This window comes from Thermococcus sp. GR5 (assembly GCF_012027535.1).
Taxonomy (GTDB): Archaea; Methanobacteriota_B; Thermococci; order Thermococcales; family Thermococcaceae; genus Thermococcus; species Thermococcus onnurineus.
This window is the reverse complement of the sequence record NZ_SNUN01000001.1, coordinates 287,733-305,936: the sequence shown is the minus strand read 5'-3', so window position 1 is coordinate 305,936 and position 18,204 is coordinate 287,733. Positions and strand designations below refer to the sequence as shown.

Sequence of the window (18,204 nt, the reverse complement as noted above, 5' to 3'; positions counted from 1 at the left end):
TACCCCTCCGTTCAGATGCTCATCGAAAAGATTAAAAGAGCCTAATTCCAATGCTGAATCAAAGACAGTGGGGTGGTTGCCATGGAGGAAATCTTCCAGAACGAAACCATCAAGCAGATTCTCGCCAAGTATAGGCGCATCTGGGCCATTAGCCACGCCCGGAGCGTCCTTGGCTGGGACATGGAGGTTAACATGCCTAGAGAGGGCATACTCGAGCGCTCTGTTGCCCAGGGCGAGCTGAGCGTTCTCAGCCAGGAGTTCCTCCTCAAGCCTGAGTTCGTCGAGCTCGTCGAGAAGGCGAAGGGAATCGAAGACCTCAACGAGTACGAGCGCGGCGTCGTTCGCGTCCTCGACCGCTCAATCAGGATAAGCAAGTCCTTCCCACCTGAGTTCCTCAGGGAGATGAGCGAGGTAACAAGCCAGGCAACGAAAGCATGGGAAGAGGCTAAAAGAACCAACGACTACTCCAAGTTCGAGCCTTGGCTCGACAGAATCATAGACCTCGCCAAGAGGGCCGCTGACTACCTCGGCTACGAGGACGAGCCTTACGATGCCCTGCTCGATCTCTTTGAGGAGGGGACAACCACAAGAGACGTCGAAAGAATGTTCAAAAAGCTGGAGAAGGAGCTCAAGCCGCTCCTCGAAAAGATAATGGACGAGGGAAAGGTCCCGCAGAGCCACCCGCTCGAAAAGGAGAAGTACGAGAGGGAGCAGATGGAGCGCGTTAACCTCTGGATTTTGGAGAAGTTCGGCTTTCCGCTCGGCGTCCGCTCGAGGCTTGACGTCTCGGCCCATCCGTTCACCACGGAGTTTGGCATAAGGGACGTCAGGATAACGACCAGATATGAGGGCTACGACTTTAGGAGGACCATACTGAGCACCGTCCACGAGTTCGGTCATGCCCTCTACGAGCTCCAGCAGGATGAGCGCTTCATGTTCAGCCCAATCGCTGGAGGCGTCTCCCTTGGAATCCATGAGAGCCAGAGCAGGTTCTGGGAGAACGTAATCGGAAGGAGCAGGGAGTTCGCCGAGCTGATTCACCCAGTGCTCAAGGAAAACCTGCCGTTCATGGCCAACTACACGCCCGAGGATGTTTACCTCTACTTCAACATGGTCAGGCCGGACTTCATCAGGACAGAGTCTGATGTTGTAACCTACAACTTCCACATACTCCTTCGCTTCAAGCTCGAGAGGATGATGCTCAACGAGGGCGTCAAGGCGAAAGATCTCCCTGAGCTCTGGAACGAGGAGATGGAGAGGCTCCTCGGCATAAGGCCCAAGACCTACGCCGAGGGAATACTCCAGGACATCCACTGGGCCCACGGGACGGTCGGCTACTTCCCGACCTACAGCATCGGAACGCTCCTTTCAGCGCAGATATACTACCACATGAAGAGGGACATTCCGGACTTCGAGGAGAAGGTTGCCAGAGCCGAGTTCGAGCCCATCAAGGCCTGGCTGAGGGAAAAGATACACCGCTGGGGCAGCATCTACCCACCGAAGGAGCTCTTAAAGAAGGCCATCGGAGAGGAGCTGAACCCGGAGTACTTCGTCCGCTGGGTGAAGGAGAGGTACCTCTGAGGTTTCTCCTTTCTTTTCCTGTTTGTGAAGTTCTAAAAGAAATTTTGGATTGATGTGCTCCTCATGGGTTATGGATTCTCTTCCCCAACCCACCCAATAGGCTCTACCTCTATCGCCGCAACACCGTACTTCTTCTCCTTATCCTCGCTGTAGAACTTTCTGTAAACCTTCACACCTTTCTCGATGCTCTCTACCCCTGGTAAGACGTTCTCAAGACCCTCCTTCTCCAGCATCTCTCTGAAGGAGGAGTAAACCCTGATGTCCTTCACGACCACCATGAGCTTGTTCTCGAAGATTATCGTATCGCCCGGCTTTATCCCCTGCCTCTTCTCGTCGTAGAGCCTTCCCTCGACCTTCTTCCTGCCCTCGGCTATCGCCTTGAGGTACTCCTCCTGAAGACCCATTCTCCACGTTACCATACTCCCACCTCACACGAGGTACCTGACGATGCTCGGGCTTATCCTCAGGAGCTTCGCAAGGAGCTTTGGCCTTCTAAGTATGGCTTTGGTGGTCTTAACATGGTCATCGAAGTCAGCTTGACTCTCTATTACCTCCCTTGCCTCCTCACTTCCGAGAACCTCAAAAATCTTTTCGATGTCGTCCTGACTCAGGCCCCTGAAGACTTTCCTGAAGCGAAGCCCGAAGGATATCTGTCTCTTTATGTTCTTGCACAGCTTTTCGTATTCCTCGGGCCTGCCTTCGAGAAGGGCGCTTCTAAGGGCGTGGGCGCAGATCATCCCGAAGACTATTCCTCCCGCCGTCGTGGGCTTTATCTGAAGTGCCGCATCGCCTATAAGCGCCACATTCCCCCTTATCCAGGGCTTTCTCACGCCAAAACCGACGCTTCCGGCCTTGAACTCGACCACAGCGTCCGGCTTGAGCATCCGGATCTTGAGGAACTTGTAGAGTGCTTCAAGGCCTCCGAAGGTTCCGACTCTGGCCAGACTCTCGTTTACCGGCGCCACCCAGAAGAAGAACTCCTCGTTGATGTCCTTGTTCACCCATACCTCTACGAAGTCAGGTTTGAACTCACCAACGACCTCGACCTCGTAGCCGCTCAGGAACTCCGCCTTTGTCTGAGCTCTAATGGCTTTTGCCACGGTGCTGCTCACGCCGTCGGCGCCAACGTAGAAGCCAGCTTCGATCTCAAACCTCTCGCCGAACCTCTGAAGAACTGCCCTTTCGTTCTTGAAGCCTAAGAAAGTTGTGCTCATGTAATAATCGGCTCCCCTCCTAACGGCTCTCTCGGCGAGGCTCTTCTCAAGGATTTTCCTGTCGACAAGGTAAGCCTGCGGTGATTTTCTCTCAATCTCGAAGCTCTGTATTCTGGAGTAGAAGACTGCTCCCCTAAGCTTGTTGAGGATGGCCTCCTCCGGAAGACCGAGCCTCTCGAAGTTCTCGGCCCCTATTATCCCGGTGCAGGCCTTTCCCCCGAAGGAGCCCTTCTTCTCCACCACCGCTACTTTGAAGTCCCTCGCGAGCAGGTTAGCGAGATAATTGCCAACGGGTCCGCCACCGATTATAAGAACGTCGTACCTCATTCTCATCCCTCAAGCTGAGTGTGTTTTTAAACCTAAAAACCTAACCTTTTCGGTGGTCATCATGAAGGTGCTGATTACTGGTTTCGAGCCCTTTGGTGGGGAGGAAATAAATCCCTCGTGGGAGGCAGTCAGGAGGCTGCCGGACGAGATCGCCGGTGCAGAGCTGATAAAGCGCCAGCTTCCAGTTACTTTCAGGGGCGTTAGGGAGCTCCTGCCGAGGCTCATAGTGGAGACAAAGCCGGATCTGGTCATTCTGACCGGGCAGGCCGGCGGGAGACCGAACATCACAGTAGAGCGAGTTGCAATAAACGTCATGGACTCGACGATGCCCGACAATGAGGGATACACACCGGAAGACGAGCCGATTTTTGAGGGGGCACCGGATGCATACTTTGCCACACTTCCAATAAAGGCCATCGTGAAGGCTTTGAGGGAAGCAAAGATACCCGCGGCCGTTTCAAACACCGCCGGAACCTACGTCTGCAACACGGCTATGTACACTGTCCTCCATACGATAGCCGTCGCAGGAATGGAAACCAAAGCCGGCTTCATCCACGTGCCTTTCATCCATGAGCAGGCCCTCGATAAGCCGAGGCCTTCAATGGCCTTAGAAACGGTAGTGAAGGCCTATGAGGTTATCATTAAAACCTCGCTGAAAGCCTGATAACCTTTTTAAGACACTCCTCTAACTTTTTACAAAACCCTTTGAGGGTGGTGCCTATTCTAATCCTCGGAATTGACATAATAAGCGAGCATCCAAAGAGGTTTGCCGTCGTGAGCTGGTTCAACGGTAGAGTAGAGAGGAAGGGTGAGTTCACTCTGTACCGCTTAATCCGCTTCATCCAGAGCAAGAGACCGGATATGGTTGCCATGGACAGCGTTACCGAGCTGGGTGACGACCTGAGAAAGTTCCTCCGGGCACTACCCAGCGGAACGAAGCTTGTCCAGGTGACGGGGAGACCTGGGGAACAGCGCTCCCTCTGGGGCCTCGCGAGGGAGCATGGGATAAGGATAACCGACAAGTTCGACCCCTACGAAGAAGCTAAAGTCTGCGCTCTCCTAGCTTCGAAAGGAATAGGTTATGAGGTTTTGGCTTTTGAGGACGAGGTTATAATCAAGGTGACGCGGGGGAGGAGCCATGGGAAAGGCGGCTGGAGCCAGGACCGCTATAGAAAGCGTGTCCACAACCTGGTTAGAGACAAGGTTAGGGAGATAGAGGACAGGCTGAGGAGGGCCGACGTTCCCTTCGATTTAGAAGTTGAAGAGAAGGACTACGGTCTGGCGAAGGGCGAGTTTAAGGTCTACGCGAGCAGGGAAGAGCTGGCTGGCCTAATAAGACCCATGCGCGGCGGCGACGTCGAGGTTAGAATTTACCCTGTCGAGAGGGCCGAGCTGGGTTTTGCTCCTCTGAAGAGCGAGAGGGCCATAGAGGAGCGCAGAAGCATAATAGTCGGCATAGATCCGGGAATAACCGTTGGAATAGCGGCTATCGATTTAAGCGGAAACATAGTAGCTCTCCACAGCGAGAGGAACATGCCTGTCGGCGAGGTCTTCCGCTTCATAAGCGACGTCGGTCATCCGGTAATAGTGGCAACCGATGTTAATCCTGCCCCTGGTTTCGTCGAGAAGATAGCCCGCTCATTTAAGGCCCAGCTCTTCGTCCCGAGGGAGAGCCTCCGCGTGGAGGAGAAAAACGAGCTTTTGAGAAACCTCGGTGTAAGCGTTGAAGACGACCACCAGCGCGACGCCTTGGCTGCAGCCTATAAGGCCTACCTTCGCCTGAAGCCCAAGCTGGAGCATGTAGAGGCGAAGCTGAGGGAAGCCGGGCTGATCAAAAAGGCGGATGAGATCAAGGCCCTTGTGATTCAGGGCTACAACCTCGGCGAGGCTATGCAGCGCGTAACCCTCCGTGAGAGGCCAAAGAGGGAAGAGGAGAAGCCTGAGGAAAAGCCGAGTGTTGATCTCGAACCATACCTGAAGAGAATTCGCGAGCTTGAAAAGAGGATTGAGTTCCTCGAGAGGGAAAACGCTGAGCTGAGGGAAATCATAAAGGAGCAGAGGAAGATGATAGGGCGGCTCGAGCGCAGGCTTGTTGACTATGACGAGGAGGTCAGAAGGAAGGTTCTCCGCGAGAGGGAGCTTGAGGCTAAGGTCAAGCGCATAGAGAGGCTTGAGAGGGAACTTAGAGAGGCCAAGGCGATAATTGAAAGGCTGAGCAGGGATTTGGCTCAAGTTAAGCGGATGAACGTCGTTGAGATACGGGGAAGTGCAGTTCCGCTCAAGGTCATGGAGGTTCTCAGCTGGCGCGAACTCGAGAGGCTTGAGAGGGAGATAGGCATAAGGAGGGGTGACGTCCTCTTCGTAGTTAATCCCGCTGGAGCTGGAAAAGCCATAGCGGAGTCCCTGATCGAAAAGAAAATCCGTGCGCTGATAACCGAGAAGCCCCTGCCTCAAGCCGTCGCTGAGATTCTCAGAGAAGCTCACGTACCATTTTTCACCTCTGAAGAGCTGGACGTCAAGAGGGTTGACGAGTTTGCCGTCGTGGAGAGGGAAAGGCTGGAGAAGGCCATCGAGGAACTCTTGGCGAAGTGGGAGGAGGAAGACCGCGAAAGGGAAACTGAAAAGTTCCTCCGCCTTATTGAGGAGTACCGCATTGAGAGGGCCAAAGAGCTGATTAGAAAAGCTGAGGACGAGTCTAAATCTCGCTGAGGACCTTCTTCAACGTCGCTGGGTACTCTGTTATTTCCTTTGCTCCGTTTCCGTTATTTTAACTGTAGTTCTAGGTCTATCGGCGATTACCTTGTAGAACTTCGAGCACATCAAGCAGGCCTCTGAAGGAACCCTCTTCTATTCCATTCTGAAGGTCAGCCCCTTTTCCCTAGCCTTTCTCTCTACCTGTAACCTGAACTGGCAGGCCTTGCATATCTCGCCCGTTGTCGGCTGGTCGCATATCTTGCAGCGGTTAAGCTCGCTCGTCCGTTTGGTATAGGTTTTTGCTATGAGAGGGAAGAGTTTGTCGTAGCTCCTGAGAATCTGGTACTTGGTTCCTGGATGCTTCTCTTCCATCTCGTTGATCCAGTCCCTTATCTCGGCGCGGAAGGCTTCGACAGCGTAGGGGCACTCGCTCAAATCGACTTCAATCTCGTTCAGCACTGCGTAGAGTATTATCTCCTTCTCGGGAATCTCGCGGAGGGGCTTTATTCTTGGAACAAGCTCAGGATGAATCTCTTCGTAGTAAGGCCCGGTTCTGCCCAAGCGGGCAATGTCTCCCCTAAGTATGTTCATTATGAACATCTGAACCTCATCGTCGAGGTTGTGGCCGACGGCTAACTTATCAGCCTCCACCTCTTTGGCCGCGTGGTTGAGAAGCCACCTCCTCCAAACTCCGCAGTAGGAGCAGGCTCCGACTCTTTCACCCTTCTCAAAGCTTCCCATTATCTCAACTGTTTCGTCGAGGGTGAATCCTATGTATTCCTTGAACGAATAGATATGATGCTCTATACCGAGCTTCTCCGCGTTTCTTCTGGCTATCTCCACGCTCGGTGGACGGTAGCCGGCTATTCCCTCGTCTATCGTCACCGCCACCAGCTCGAAGGGGAACTTTTTCTGGAGCTTAGCAAGGAGATGGAGAAGAACAACGCTGTCCTTTCCGCCGCTCACGCCAACGGCTATCCTCTCACCCTTCTCTACGAGTCTGTACTTCTTAACGGTCTCCTTAAACTTCTTCTCTACCATCTCGTTGAAGTGCTTCTTGCAGTAGTACCTTCCCGTGTAGCGTGCATGGTAGACGGCTGGTCTCCCGCATTTAGAGCATCTCATGTTATCCCCAAGTGGATAATCTCGTGAGCTTAAAAAAATTCACATTGGGAGTTACTCTATCAAAATATTTAATATCGTTTAAATCAAAAAAGTATTGGTGGGGGCGGTGTTGAGCACTGGTATAGAGAAGCTTGATAGACTTATAGGTGGTGGGCTTTTAGAAGACTCCGTTTTGTTGATTGTTTATGATACATATTCTGTCGGATGGACCCTTGGTGCTAAGATTCTAAAAAATAGAATGGACATGGGTGATTTTGGGGTAATAATAAATACTGTCCTCCCTCTTTCTGCTCTCAATATGGGGCTAAACTTTGCTGGTATCGATATATATCATGAGGGAGAACGTGGAAATTTGGGTGTTATTGACATCTTTGCGTCATATGACCAGTTAAAATACCCTCATCGTTACGTGCGTACTTTACCAAATTTGGATGTATCTACCTTCGTTCCAAAGTATGTTGCGACTTACAGGCAGTTGCTCAAGGAAGATGTAAAGGACAGGAGGCCGGTGGGTTTAGTGGTAACATCCGACGGATTTGGATTTCTAATGGGGGAACGTACTTCAATCCGCATAAATCAGAAAATTTTTGCATTAAAAGAAACCGCGAGAATAACTGAAAACAGGAAGAGACCAATAAATATCTGGTTGCTAAACAAAGATCGTGTGTCAAAACGATACATGTCTTGGCTGGCATTGTACAGTCAGTATATTGTCGAGTTTCGTTCTGGTGACCTGAAATACGAAGAGATGATCATAAGAAAATCTCCACTACCTGACTTTGAGCCGGGAGCTTATAAATTCCAGATAAAAGGAGGTAAAATAAGGATATCTTAGCCCATAATACCCCTTAGGGCCGGCCACAGGTTCAGCGCTAGGAGGAACAATCCGACTCCTATCGTGAAGTACCTTACGGGCTTGGCCACATTTTCCGGAAGATACGTCTTGACTACATCATCGAGCATCCTGCCACCGTCCAATGGAACGAGTGGGAAGAGGTTCATGAGGCCAATTCCAAGGTTGAGCACGTATATCCAGTAGAACGTGAAGAACAGCGGAAAGATTATGTTCTCGTGTCCTACCTTTGAGACGTAGTGTGGTGCTGGATAAATACCAATATAACCCCTTTCCGGGTTATCCGGGTGCGCTCCGAGCTTCAGCTGGAGGTTTATTTCATTCCCGCCCCTCAATACGGTGATTGTCAGCACTTGGCCTGGCTTAGTCGTGTTCATGAACTTAATGAACTGCTCCATGTCCTTGATCTGCTGACCGTCCATTGCGATTATTACATCCCCCTGCTGGAGAACGCCGTAAGCGGGACCGTCTTCAAGGACTCCAGAGACGAGTATTCCTGCCGGCTGGAGAACCGGGGTTATTGCGAAGTTGATTATGAGAACCGCTATCAAAGCCGTCACTATGTTGGCGAGCGAGCCTGCGCCGTAAACCCTCAGCCTCGTTCTCAGTGGGGCTTTCTCAAGGGCCTCCTCGTCGGGCTCCACGAAGGCACCGGGGATTACGGCGAGAAGAACCAAGCCGACTGACTTTAGGGGCAGATTTTCAGCCCTTGCGACTACTCCATGACTCAGCTCGTGGACGACCATGACAACTACAAGGGCTATCAGGCCGTATGAGAGGGGAATCGTAATGCCTGGTATCACAAGCTGGACTCCGGCCTGCTCGCCTCCGGTCTGTATTGTATTCATCGCGGTCTTTAGGAGGGCGTAGAAGACATAGGCCATGCCAAGGAAGCCGAGGGCTATTCCTATATCTCCATAAACCCTCCAGAAGCGCTTCCATCTATGGGCGAGATTGTCTATGAAGCCTAACAGTTTCTTTGTTCGCCACATGGCTATGAAAAGGTCAACAGCCAAGCCCTCTTCATTCTCTTCATTGTATTTTCTCCCGAAGAGGGCGTAGAGCACGGCCCAAAATGCTAGGATGCCAATGATCATCATGGTGAGCGTGCTGTTCATTTGAGTCACCTAATAAAGCGTTTTCGAGCTGAGTTTAAAAATGTAGTGTGCTATCGGTTAAACTGGAGTATTTTTTTGATATACTCTACTGAGCGCGAGTCGAGAGCAAGTTCTAGGAGTTTATGGTAGTTTTCCATATTGAGGGGTGCCATTGCAATGGATTTTGTTAGATATCTCAGTCCTTTCTTAGTGTTTCCACTTAGGATTAAGAGCAGGCCCATCTGGCTTAAATGAATGCTTAGTATTTGGGAGTTTTTGTATATGTCCGGGTACTTCCATATGAATCTCTCTCTTCCTGAGATGTATTTTTTCATGTTAAACGTTATCTGGTGGCCGTGAACGTAGTATTTTGCAACCACCGTTGGCACGTACTCAAACTTGTAATACTTCGCTATCCGAAGCCACATGTCCCAGTCCTGAGAGCTTTTGAGCTCTGGGTCAAAGAGTCCCGCTTTTTTAAAACATTCTCTCCTTATTAAGAGTGTTGGACTGCCCACAAAGTTCTCCTTCAGGAAGTTGTTATAGACGTTTCCTCGATATTTGGGAAGGCGTTTTCCGAGGATTTCTTCTGTATCTTGTGAGACATAGTAAAAGCCGCCATAGACAACTCCCACATCCTTCTCCAAGTTTTCAAACTTTTTAACCTGAAGTTCCAGCCTATTCGGTAGCCACTCGTCATCATCATCGAGCAGGGCTATGAATCTACCTTTCGCCTTTTTAATGCCAGTATTCCTTGCTACTGGACCTCCAGAATTTTTTTCAAGGCGAATGTACCTTATCCTGCCGTTTTTTATGCTCTCTACGACTTCAGGGGTGTTATCGGAGGAGGCATCGTCGACCACTATCAGCTCGAAGTCTTCAAATGTCTGCCTAAGCACGCTGTTTATTGCTCTTTTCAAGAGTTTGGCCCTGTTGTGTGTGGGGATTATGACGGAGACCGTGGGTTTAACCATCGCGGATCTCCCTAAGGATTTTTTCCATGTGCTGGAGAATGTGATTTCGAAGATCCTTCCTTGCGATGCTCAGTTCGATGTTGGCTATTATGAACCCCGCTTTGCTTCCCACATCATAGCGTCTTCCGTTTATTTTCTTTGCGAACATCTCATTCTCCTGCAGCAGAGATTTCAGGGCATCCGTGAGCTGTATCTCACCGCCTTTTCCGGGGGAAGTTTCTCTCAACACGTCAAAGATTTCAGGGGTAAGGATATACCTACCGATTATCGCGACGTTGCTCGGCGCCTCCTCAGGGGAGGGCTTCTCGATTAGGTTCTTTATTCTGTAGAGGCAATTTTCAATCCGTTCCCCCTCGATGATTCCATACCTACTCACGAGATCCCATGGTACATTTTCCACTCCTATAACAGGTGCATTCTTCTTCTTGGCAACATCTATAAGCTGAGCTATTGCGGGTTTCTGGCTCAGTATTATGTCATCACCAAGCAGAATAGCAAAGGGCTCTCCATTGACATGTTTTTCGGCGTGGAGCACTGCATCTCCCAGTCCCAAAGGCCTCTTCTGGCGCACGTAGTAGATGTCCACCATCTCACCTATTTCCTCAATCTCTCGGAGCTCCTCCACTTTGCCCTTCTCTCTCAAGTAATATTCCAGCTCGAAGCTTCTATCAAAGTAGTCTTCGATGGCTCTCTTCCCTTTTCCAGTGATTATGAGAATGTCGTCAATACCGGCCTGTATTGCCTCTTCAACCACATAATGTATGACGGGTCTATCGACTATTGGGAGCATCTCTTTTGGCATTGATTTTGTTATGGGCAACATCCTCGTCCCAAGCCCCGCGGCGGGAATAACTGCTTTCCTAACCTTCACCAGCAGGCCCCCTCATAAATCTTTGCAGTTCTCTCAGCGGCCCTAATGCGTCTTCCATCGATGACAATTTTTCCAGAGTAATCAAGCTCTTCGAATTCTTTCCATTCGGTGACTATAAGAATGACATCAGTGGCCTCTACTACTTGTCCAGCTGAATCAGCATACTGAATTTTTGCCCCTACATCTGGATACGCATGCTTGAAGTTCTCCATAGCTTTGGGGTCATAGGCTATTACTTGGGCTTTCTCCTCGAGGAGTTTTTTAATTACTGGATACGCTCTTGTCTCTCTGACATCATCTGTGTTCGGCTTGAATGCCAAACCAAGAACTCCAATAGTCTTACCTTCAAGTTCCGGAACGTGCTTCTTAAGAAGTTCAATGAGTTTTAGCGGCTGTCTCTCGTTGACTTCCACAACTGCTTCAAGGATCAAGGGTTCTTCTCCGATTTCTTTTGCCTTGCTAATTAATGCTCTAACGTCCTTTGGGAAGCAGGAGCCTCCCCATCCAATTCCCGTCCTGAAGAAATGAGGACTTATCCTATGATCCAATCCGACCCCTTCGAAAACCTTCCAGGAATCAATTCCAAGCTTCTTGCAGATATTACCGATCTCGTTCGCAAAGCTTATCTTCGTTGCGAGAAAAGCATTTGAGGCGTACTTTATCATTTCGGCAGTTTTTATGCCAACGATAAGTTTGGGGGCATCTATTGAGACGTAGAGTTTTTCGAGGACATCTTTGGTTTTATCATCTTGCACTCCAATTATTATCCTATCTGGATTTAAGAAGTCTCTTAATGCTACTCCCTCTCTCAGAAATTCGGGATTCATTGCAAGGCCAAAATCTTCAAAAGCTTTTTTGCCAGAGTAACTCTCAAGGATTGGCTTTACGATTTCTTCTGTAGTGCCTGGAAGAACAGTGCTCTTGATAACGACAACGTGATAACCCTCTTTTTCTTTTAAGGCTCTACCAATTTCTTCGCTTGCTTTTTTGATGTAGGTTAAATCTATTGAGCCATCCTTTCTGGAAGGCGTTCCGACGCATATGAAGGTAACATCAGAGTTCAGTATTGCTTCTCTGTAGTCTTTTGTTGCATAGTATTTATCTTTGAATTGGCTCATGAGGTCTTCCAGACCTTCTTCATAGATTGGGGGCTTTGCATTGTTTATCATTTCGGTTTTCTTATCATCAACGTCGACGAAGACGACATCGTTGCCAAGCTTTACAAAGCCCATGCCAGTTACAAGACCAACATAGCCGGAGCCGATGATGGAAACTCTCATTATGATCCCCCAAATAAAATACTGTTGCGTGAGCCTTATAAACTTCATGTGCGTCTTTTTTCTGATTGATATGCGAAGTATGAAGACATGGGGCTACATACTGGTTACACCTGCCAAGAATGAGGAAGATAACCTCCCCCTACTTGCCAAGAGCATTGTTAATCAGACGCTGAAACCCAAGCTCTGGATTATAGTCAACGACAACAGCACTGATAGGACCAGCGAGATAATATCTTCGCTTGAGTCTAGGCATCCTTGGATAGTGGGTCATAGCATGAATGATGAGTTCTTCGAGTACGACGCGACCATGAGATACTCCGAAGTCGTGAGGACAGGCTTCAGCGTTGCAAGGAGGATCGCTCACGAGAGCGGCGTTCCATACGGCTACATTGGTCTTGTTGATGCAGATTTCATCCTTGAGAGGAGGTTCTTTGAGAAGCTTATTTTCCGTTTCCACAAGAATTCTCGGCTTGGAATAGCGAGTGGTGGAGTTTACCTGAAAACCCCCCATGGAAAACGCATCTACTGGGAAAGGACAAATCCCAATCATCCCCGTGGAAGTCCTCGATTGTTCCGCAGGAAATGCTTCGATGATATTGGCGGTTATCGAAGATTCTACACACCTGATGTTGTTTCAAACTACCTCGCGAGAATTAAGGGGTGGGAAGTTACCCAGGTTATTGATGCAATAGCCCTCCAGTTAAGACCAACTCAGAGTAGGGACGGGTTTTTTAGAGCCTACATACGGCAGGGACGAGCCAACTATCATCTCGGAGTGAGTCCTGTTTCCCTACTCTTTAGAGTTCTCTTTGTGACTCTCTTTGACGATCCTACAAAAGCTGCCGGTCTGTTTGTTGGTTATTTTGCCGCATACTCCAAGCGGGAGCCCTACCTTCTGCCAAAAAGAATAAGAGAGTTCGCGAAGGAAGACATGAGTGTCCTCAACAATATGAAGAAGGTTCTAATGATGACTGGACTTTGATTTGCTAACCACGAGCCTGAACAGATCTTGGGGCTTCTCTATAAGCTCCCCAGTATTGCTGCTGAAAAAGCCGTGGTCGGAGTGGTCTCCACCGCGTGGGTCACCGGGAATTGGCTCCATTCCATGGTCAGAAATTATGTAGAGCACATCACCTTCGTCCAGCTTCTCTGAGACTTCTTTGACAAGCTTATTCACATCAAAGTAGAGGTTCATCAGCTTTAGCTTTTTCCTAATGTAGAAGTGAGAAATCTCGTCGAGGAAGGGTGTGTACCAGAAGATGAGCTTGTAGTCCCTATCAAGTGCATCAAAGAGAGCCCTTCTATCCTGCTTGTAAGTCATCATTGCGTATTCCACTAGGGGTTTGAGGTTACCCTTTATGGCTTCTCTCATAGCTGCTTTTGTCTCTGGATTCGAGACGTTCCTCCCGTAGGATGGAATGCCGTTCGTCCAGGTCTTGTCGAAGTAGTCGAAGATTGTGGGGTACTTTTTATTCTTCAAGAGATAATCGTAGGTGGCTTCAAATGGATTTGAAGTTATCCAATCCCCCAGCATTCTCCTTATTGGAAGGGGGAGTATCTTTGCCCCGAGCTTGACATACCACGGTGTCCTGACCCGGGTTATGTTGCCTTTTTTGGCTATGAACTTCTGCCTCCTTATAAACGGCTCCTCTATCTCAGGTATTTTTTTCCCCGTGAGCATCGATGCCCATATCGGCGGGGTTACGATTACCTCAAAATCCGAGAGATCGGTTTTTGTGAACGCCCTCTGTTGCAGGTACTTCAGGTTCCACTCCCTCACCAGGTCGTACTCCAGCCCATCTATGCCCAGGATTATTATTCTCCCCATGAGGAACCCGCTCCGTCCAGAAGTTTACCTCTCTTCTTAATCCTGTTCCTGTTGAGGGTCGCCATCACCAGACCCTCAATCATGTAAATTATCCTACGGGCGTTCTCCCTTTTAAAGCCTGAGGTCGCGAACAGGATTGAGTAAAGCAACAGGTCCCCCATTCTTCCGAGGGCGTAGCGAATCCTGTTGGGGAGCGTGTTCTCGAAGAGCTTGTAGAACAGGTAAAGATGATAAACTTGCCTCATGACCTCAAACCCCCTTGAGGCAAGTCTTCCGGCCGGGGCCTCCTGATGCACCAGCCTCGCGTGGGGAGTCTGGTAGAGAGACCCCGGGAAGAGCCTGTGGAGTCTGTAGGAAAAGTCCTTGTCCTCCCCAACGGCGTATTCCTTCAGCCTCTCGTCGAACTCCAGGTGCCTGAAGACCTCCCTCCTGAATGACATGTTCGTTCCGCTGAAGCTCTCTCGCCTTATCACCCGGGTGACACGGTATGGGAGAACCTCAAAGAGTGAGGGGAGTTGTTTGTGAACATCGACCTCGTAGTAGCCGCGCTGGAGGAGCCACCAGAGGAACTTCAGAAAACCGAACCTGATGAGCGGGTTGTTTGGGTTTATCCTGTTGGTTATAAAGCCCTGAACACCCATGGCGTCTGGGTGCTCCTCGTAGGTTAGGATAACATTCTTCAGGTAGTCCCTTTCCAAGATCACGTCGTCGTCTAGGAAGAGGATTACATCACCCCTGGCCATCTTTGCCCCGACGTTCCTGGCGTGGGGGAGACTGCAGCTGGGAAGGTGGAACCTCTTGACCGCGATTCCCCTGGACCTCAGGAGCTTTATCTCGCTCTCGACCTTTCTCTTTTCCTCCCTTGAAGGCGCACCGTTGATGAGAATGACCTCGATCGGCTTTACGCTCTGCCCTGCTATTGATCTGAGGCACTCAGCCAGCTCTTCCGGCCTCTTGTAGAGCGTCGATATAACGACCGAGACCTCGAGCATTTTTCTCACGATGGTAAGAAACCGGAGTGCCTTTCAATAGTCTTTTGGTTCAACAAACTATATAACCCGAGGTTCCCAATCACAAACTCGGTTGCTGGAGGGAGCAATATGGGAGTTGCCGAAAAGTTGCTCGCCCGCTTTAATCACTCTGTCGATGAACTGGCATCATTCCTTCACGATTACAGAACAGAGGACACTATAGCGATATTTGGAAGCCCCCGCTCCGGCTCGACCTGGTTAATGGAGCTTCTTGAGTCCATTCCGGGCTACAAGTCAGTGTTTGAGCCGTTCCACCCCAGATGGTATCCCGAGTTCGGAAGGGACGGCTTTCCGTACACCCCCTACGTTCCCGACGATGCCGAGCTGGCCTGGCTTAATGATTACCTTAAGAGGGTCTTCTCAGGGAGGGTTCACGCGATGTTTCCCTACCGTCGCCCTATGCTTTCTAGGCTGAGGGCGTCTAGACTGGTCGTCAAGTTCGTGAGGGCCAACACCGTCCTCCCCTGGGTGGCGGGGAACTTCCGGCTTAGGGGTCTCTACTTCATAATCAGACATCCCTGCGCCACGATAGCCTCCCAGCTCGCCACGGGATTCTTCTCGAAGATAACCATAGAGCAGCTCCTGAACGAGGTCAACAAGGTTCCAGAGCTTGCGGAGAACTGGGAGCTTGTCACGCGTCTGAGAGGGATCAATTCCGAGATAGAGCGTCTGGCCGCCATCTGGGCCTTTGAAAACTACATTCCTCTGGCCTCTAAGAAGCCGTATCCATGGTACACTGTGATCTATGAGCGTCTCGTTGTGAATCCGGAGGGGGAGCTGAAGGGAATTTTTGGATACATCGAAGAGGAAGTGCCAGAGGGGGCCGTAAAGCGGATAAAAACGCCCAGCAAAGTAACCCGGAAGACCTACGGAAGGGACTACATAGGCACCCCCAGGCAGCTGATAAAGTGGCGCGAAAAACTTAGCGAGAGGCAGGTTGAGGACATCCTGAAGGTAGTCTCGTGGTTTGGCATGGACTTCTACACGGAGGAGCCGGAGCCAGACTACGATGCCCTTCTGAACTGGCGTCCACCGTTTTAGACGAACCTCTCCAATATCTTTCTCAGCATTCCAAGGCTGACCCCAAACTTCTTCTCTACCGCGAAGAGGAGCTCGATGTCCTCCTTCTCGACGCTCCTGAGGACTAGTATCAGCGCGAAATAAACAACAAAGAAGATCACCAGAACGCCCAGCGCGGCCCATATGCTGGAGGCGGATACGTTGGCGAGTTTGAGAATGACAATCATACCGATTCCAACAAAGAGTTGCTTGAGGTAGCTCCTGCTAAAGGGGTGTACCCCTGTCTTCTTGTAGAGCCATGAGGTGCGGAATATGTTCGCGATGATGTATGAAACGGCAGTTGCCGTTGCCGCGCCCTCTATTCCATAGATTGGTATAAGGAGAATGTTGAGAACCACGTTAGCGACTGATGCGAAGAAGTTGCCGACGAGGTTGGCGTTTGTCTCCCCGATTACGGTAAGGCTCATTCCGTTGAGGCCGAGGAGAACGTGGAACACAAAACCTGCTGCCAGAATTCTCAGTGCTGTGCCTGCCTCGACGTATTTGGAACCGAAAAATAGTCCTATTGTTACCTCTGGAAAGGCAAAGATAAAAACAAAGACTGGAAATGTCAGAAGAAAGACCCACCTCGTTGTGGTTCGATAGAGCTTTTTCAGGCCCTCAATATTGCCTGTGGTGAAGAAGGTGGTGGCTATTGGTATGTAAAGAAAGCCCATCGAGTTGAGGAACAGGGGAATAAGCCTGGCTATGGGTGCCGCACCGTTGTAGAGGCCCACGACGTCCGGGTCAAAGTAGTAACCCAGCATGATTGAGTCGGTCCATCCCATGACGTAGTCGAGTATCCCTGTCAGCAGTAGTGGGAGAGAAAATATGAACAGCTCCTTTCCAAGTTCCCGGTCAAAGGTAAACCTCTTTGGCAAAAGCCCTAGGCGGATCATCTCAAACGCTAGTGCTCCCATCGTTAGGAACTGGGCAAACACATAAGCAATGAAAACAAAGGTAAAGCCAAGCCCCAAAAAGAGTCCCGCGACGAGGATAGTGAGAAAGAGCAGAGGTGAGAGGATGTTCCTGTAATAAAGGTTCTCTCTCACCCTGCCAAAACCTCTAGAAATGGCGACGAGAATCATCAGGAGGGCCATGGATGGAAGGGCCGGTGAGGCCAGTCTGAGGGTTCTAGGGAGATAAATATCATTGAGCATTAAGCCGAGGTGAGGTGCTAGGATTGCTGTAACTGCGGTCATAATCAGGGATGTTACTGAGGTCATCAGAAGGGCCGTTGATATAAGAGCGCTGATTTTCTCGGGCACCTCCATCCTGTACCGCGAGAGTTCCCTTGGAATGCCGCTTTGAAAGCCCATTATGGCAACAGTCATGGCTATGCTCAGGATTGTTATGGTTAACGTGAAGGAACCATACTGATACCTGTCAAAATAGCGCGCTATTATCACCCTGCTTAGAAACGTCAGCAGCATCGTTGCTACGGTTCCCGCGAATACTATTCCCGTCCCCCTGGCTATTTTCTGCAGTGCCCGGTTGACTTCGTCCAAATTCCTCACCTGTTGAGAAGTGTGAAGACGCCTATCAGCAGGATTATGATGTTTATCACCCTTTTAAGCTTCTCCCTATCTGCCATCGTGTTCACGTGGGTCCCAAAATAAACGCCGGGCAGCGTACCGAGGATCAGCGCAGCTGCAAGGTGATAATCCACGCTTCCCATGAGGGCATAGTTGAGGAAGCTGAAGGTCGAAAGGGCTAGCCCATAGACTATCGTAACGCCGACAACTTCTTTCGGATCAAGCCTCGCCACGTTCATCAGTGTGAAGCTCACTATGACGCCAGCTCCGACGGAGGTGAACTGCACGGTAAGTCCAACGATGAAGCCGAGGAGATAAACGTAAGCCCACCTCGGCTTTATCGGAACGTGAAGCTCACCCTTGAGAAGGCTCAGAACCGCGCTGATGACCAGAATAAGGCCGAGGAGAAGTGTTAGGTAGTCGTTGAGGACCTCCTTGTTTATTTCTCTGAGTATCAGTCCACCAAGGGCTATCGCGGGCAGACTTCCTGCGAAAAGCCTCAGTGATACGTCATACCTTATCCTGCCCCTCCTGTGGTGGAAGAAGACACCAAAAATCCGCGTTACGGTGGCGTAGAGCAGGTCTGTGCCTACCGCTATAAGCGGCTCCACGCCGAGGAATATAAGGGAGGGGGTCATTAGGGCTCCTCCACCTACGCCGGTTAACCCGACGAGGAAGCCCACGAGGAGGCCCAGACCGACGAAAATTATCAGCTCCTCCATGCCCTTCCCCCGT

Annotated in this window: 17 protein-coding genes; 6 read left to right on the top strand and 11 right to left on the bottom strand. The window is 50.3% G+C overall.

What is annotated here, in order from left to right:
- Window positions 1–81 precede the first annotated feature (81 nt).
- The gene (locus E3E33_RS01455; RefSeq protein ID WP_167711269.1) at window positions 82–1,581 is read left to right on the top strand and encodes a carboxypeptidase M32; all 1,500 of its coding nucleotides are present in this window, start codon (window positions 82–84) and stop codon (window positions 1,579–1,581) included.
- Between the two features lie 68 nt (window positions 1,582–1,649).
- On the opposite strand, the gene E3E33_RS01450 is transcribed toward E3E33_RS01455, so the two are convergent.
- Together E3E33_RS01450 and E3E33_RS01445 are read right to left on the bottom strand one after the other, a co-directional pair.
- The gene (locus E3E33_RS01450) at window positions 1,650–2,000 is read right to left on the bottom strand and encodes an ASCH domain-containing protein (protein ID WP_167711270.1); all 351 of its coding nucleotides are present in this window, start codon (window positions 1,998–2,000) and stop codon (window positions 1,650–1,652) included.
- Window positions 2,001–2,009: 9 nt separating this feature from the next.
- Window positions 2,010–3,122 (bottom strand): NAD(P)/FAD-dependent oxidoreductase, encoded by a 1,113-nt coding sequence (locus E3E33_RS01445; RefSeq protein WP_167711272.1) that lies wholly within the window; start codon window positions 3,120–3,122, stop codon window positions 2,010–2,012.
- A 61-nt stretch (window positions 3,123–3,183) separates the two neighbouring features.
- On the opposite strand from E3E33_RS01445, the gene pcp reads away from it, so the two are divergent.
- On the top strand, window positions 3,184–3,786 hold the full coding sequence (gene pcp, locus E3E33_RS01440) for a pyroglutamyl-peptidase I (RefSeq protein ID WP_012572652.1): 603 nt from the start codon (window positions 3,184–3,186) through the stop codon (window positions 3,784–3,786).
- A gap of 50 nt (window positions 3,787–3,836) precedes the next feature.
- Window positions 3,837–5,831 (top strand): DUF460 domain-containing protein, encoded by a 1,995-nt coding sequence (locus E3E33_RS01435; RefSeq protein ID WP_167711274.1) that lies wholly within the window; start codon window positions 3,837–3,839, stop codon window positions 5,829–5,831.
- Window positions 5,832–5,969: 138 nt separating this feature from the next.
- Here the strand turns inward: E3E33_RS01435 and E3E33_RS01430 are convergent, their stop codons facing one another.
- On the bottom strand, window positions 5,970–6,941 hold the full coding sequence (locus E3E33_RS01430; protein WP_167711275.1) for a TIGR00269 family protein: 972 nt from the start codon (window positions 6,939–6,941) through the stop codon (window positions 5,970–5,972).
- 97 nt (window positions 6,942–7,038) lie between these two features.
- On the opposite strand from E3E33_RS01430, the gene E3E33_RS01425 reads away from it, so the two are divergent.
- On the top strand, window positions 7,039–7,776 hold the full coding sequence (locus E3E33_RS01425) for a hypothetical protein (protein WP_370519837.1): 738 nt from the start codon (window positions 7,039–7,041) through the stop codon (window positions 7,774–7,776).
- Here E3E33_RS01425 and E3E33_RS01420 read toward each other — a convergent pair.
- The 4 genes from E3E33_RS01420 to E3E33_RS01405 are packed head-to-tail and all read right to left on the bottom strand — an operon-like array spanning window position 7,773 to window position 12,016.
- Window positions 7,773–8,912 (bottom strand): site-2 protease family protein, encoded by a 1,140-nt coding sequence (locus E3E33_RS01420; RefSeq protein WP_167711277.1) that lies wholly within the window; start codon window positions 8,910–8,912, stop codon window positions 7,773–7,775. The genes E3E33_RS01425 and E3E33_RS01420 overlap by 4 nt on opposite strands.
- A gap of 50 nt (window positions 8,913–8,962) precedes the next feature.
- A complete protein-coding gene (locus tag E3E33_RS01415) occupies window positions 8,963–9,865 on the bottom strand; it encodes a glycosyltransferase (protein WP_167711279.1) in 903 nt (300 codons plus the stop codon).
- Window positions 9,858–10,736: a UTP--glucose-1-phosphate uridylyltransferase GalU gene (gene galU, locus E3E33_RS01410; protein WP_167711281.1), complete on the bottom strand. Its 879-nt coding sequence runs from the start codon at window positions 10,734–10,736 to the stop codon at window positions 9,858–9,860. The genes E3E33_RS01415 and galU overlap by 8 nt, the downstream gene beginning before the upstream one ends.
- Complete coding sequence (locus E3E33_RS01405; protein ID WP_167711283.1) at window positions 10,733–12,016, bottom strand: UDP-glucose/GDP-mannose dehydrogenase family protein; 1,284 nt, start codon at window positions 12,014–12,016, stop codon at window positions 10,733–10,735. Before E3E33_RS01405 ends, galU begins: the two co-directional genes overlap by 4 nt.
- A 70-nt stretch (window positions 12,017–12,086) precedes the next feature.
- On the opposite strand from E3E33_RS01405, the gene E3E33_RS01400 reads away from it, so the two are divergent.
- A complete protein-coding gene (locus E3E33_RS01400; RefSeq protein WP_206203304.1) occupies window positions 12,087–12,998 on the top strand; it encodes a glycosyltransferase in 912 nt (303 codons plus the stop codon).
- On the opposite strand, the gene E3E33_RS01395 is transcribed toward E3E33_RS01400, so the two are convergent.
- The gene (locus tag E3E33_RS01395) at window positions 12,978–13,844 is read right to left on the bottom strand and encodes an alkaline phosphatase family protein (protein WP_167711284.1); all 867 of its coding nucleotides are present in this window, start codon (window positions 13,842–13,844) and stop codon (window positions 12,978–12,980) included. The genes E3E33_RS01400 and E3E33_RS01395 overlap by 21 nt on opposite strands.
- Window positions 13,832–14,836: a glycosyltransferase family 2 protein gene (locus E3E33_RS01390; RefSeq protein WP_240911993.1), complete on the bottom strand. Its 1,005-nt coding sequence runs from the start codon at window positions 14,834–14,836 to the stop codon at window positions 13,832–13,834. Before E3E33_RS01390 ends, E3E33_RS01395 begins: the two co-directional genes overlap by 13 nt.
- 108 nt (window positions 14,837–14,944) lie before the next feature.
- On the opposite strand from E3E33_RS01390, the gene E3E33_RS01385 reads away from it, so the two are divergent.
- Window positions 14,945–15,916 (top strand): sulfotransferase, encoded by a 972-nt coding sequence (locus tag E3E33_RS01385; protein ID WP_167711286.1) that lies wholly within the window; start codon window positions 14,945–14,947, stop codon window positions 15,914–15,916.
- On the opposite strand, the gene E3E33_RS01380 is transcribed toward E3E33_RS01385, so the two are convergent.
- Together E3E33_RS01380 and E3E33_RS01375 are read right to left on the bottom strand one after the other, a co-directional pair.
- The gene (locus tag E3E33_RS01380; RefSeq protein WP_342764292.1) at window positions 15,913–17,451 is read right to left on the bottom strand and encodes a flippase; all 1,539 of its coding nucleotides are present in this window, start codon (window positions 17,449–17,451) and stop codon (window positions 15,913–15,915) included. The genes E3E33_RS01385 and E3E33_RS01380 overlap by 4 nt on opposite strands.
- Entirely contained in the window at window positions 17,448–18,191 is a 744-nt protein-coding gene (locus E3E33_RS01375; protein WP_167711290.1) for a sulfite exporter TauE/SafE family protein, read from the bottom strand. The genes E3E33_RS01380 and E3E33_RS01375 overlap by 4 nt, the downstream gene beginning before the upstream one ends.
- Between the last annotated feature and the right edge of the window lie 13 nt (window positions 18,192–18,204).

What these genes read in the sequence shown, in the direction of transcription:
- E3E33_RS01455 (WP_167711269.1), top strand. Translation starts at nt 82, where the DNA reads ATGGAGGAAATCTTCCAGAACGAAACCATCAAGCAGATTCTCGCCAAG.
- E3E33_RS01450 (WP_167711270.1), bottom strand. Translation starts at nt 2,000, where the DNA reads ATGGTAACGTGGAGAATGGGTCTTCAGGAGGAGTACCTCAAGGCGATA.
- E3E33_RS01445 (WP_167711272.1), bottom strand. Translation starts at nt 3,122, where the DNA reads ATGAGGTACGACGTTCTTATAATCGGTGGCGGACCCGTTGGCAATTAT.
- pcp (WP_012572652.1), top strand. Translation starts at nt 3,184, where the DNA reads ATGAAGGTGCTGATTACTGGTTTCGAGCCCTTTGGTGGGGAGGAAATA.
- E3E33_RS01430 (WP_167711275.1), bottom strand. Translation starts at nt 6,941, where the DNA reads ATGAGATGCTCTAAATGCGGGAGACCAGCCGTCTACCATGCACGCTAC.
- E3E33_RS01420 (WP_167711277.1), bottom strand. Translation starts at nt 8,912, where the DNA reads ATGAACAGCACGCTCACCATGATGATCATTGGCATCCTAGCATTTTGG.
- E3E33_RS01415 (WP_167711279.1), bottom strand. Translation starts at nt 9,865, where the DNA reads ATGGTTAAACCCACGGTCTCCGTCATAATCCCCACACACAACAGGGCC.
- E3E33_RS01405 (WP_167711283.1), bottom strand. Translation starts at nt 12,016, where the DNA reads ATGAGAGTTTCCATCATCGGCTCCGGCTATGTTGGTCTTGTAACTGGC.
- E3E33_RS01400 (WP_206203304.1), top strand. Translation starts at nt 12,087, where the DNA reads ATGCGAAGTATGAAGACATGGGGCTACATACTGGTTACACCTGCCAAG.
- E3E33_RS01395 (WP_167711284.1), bottom strand. Translation starts at nt 13,844, where the DNA reads ATGGGGAGAATAATAATCCTGGGCATAGATGGGCTGGAGTACGACCTG.
- E3E33_RS01390 (WP_240911993.1), bottom strand. Translation starts at nt 14,836, where the DNA reads ATGCTCGAGGTCTCGGTCGTTATATCGACGCTCTACAAGAGGCCGGAA.
- E3E33_RS01385 (WP_167711286.1), top strand. Translation starts at nt 14,945, where the DNA reads ATGGGAGTTGCCGAAAAGTTGCTCGCCCGCTTTAATCACTCTGTCGAT.
- E3E33_RS01375 (WP_167711290.1), bottom strand. Translation starts at nt 18,191, where the DNA reads ATGGAGGAGCTGATAATTTTCGTCGGTCTGGGCCTCCTCGTGGGCTTC.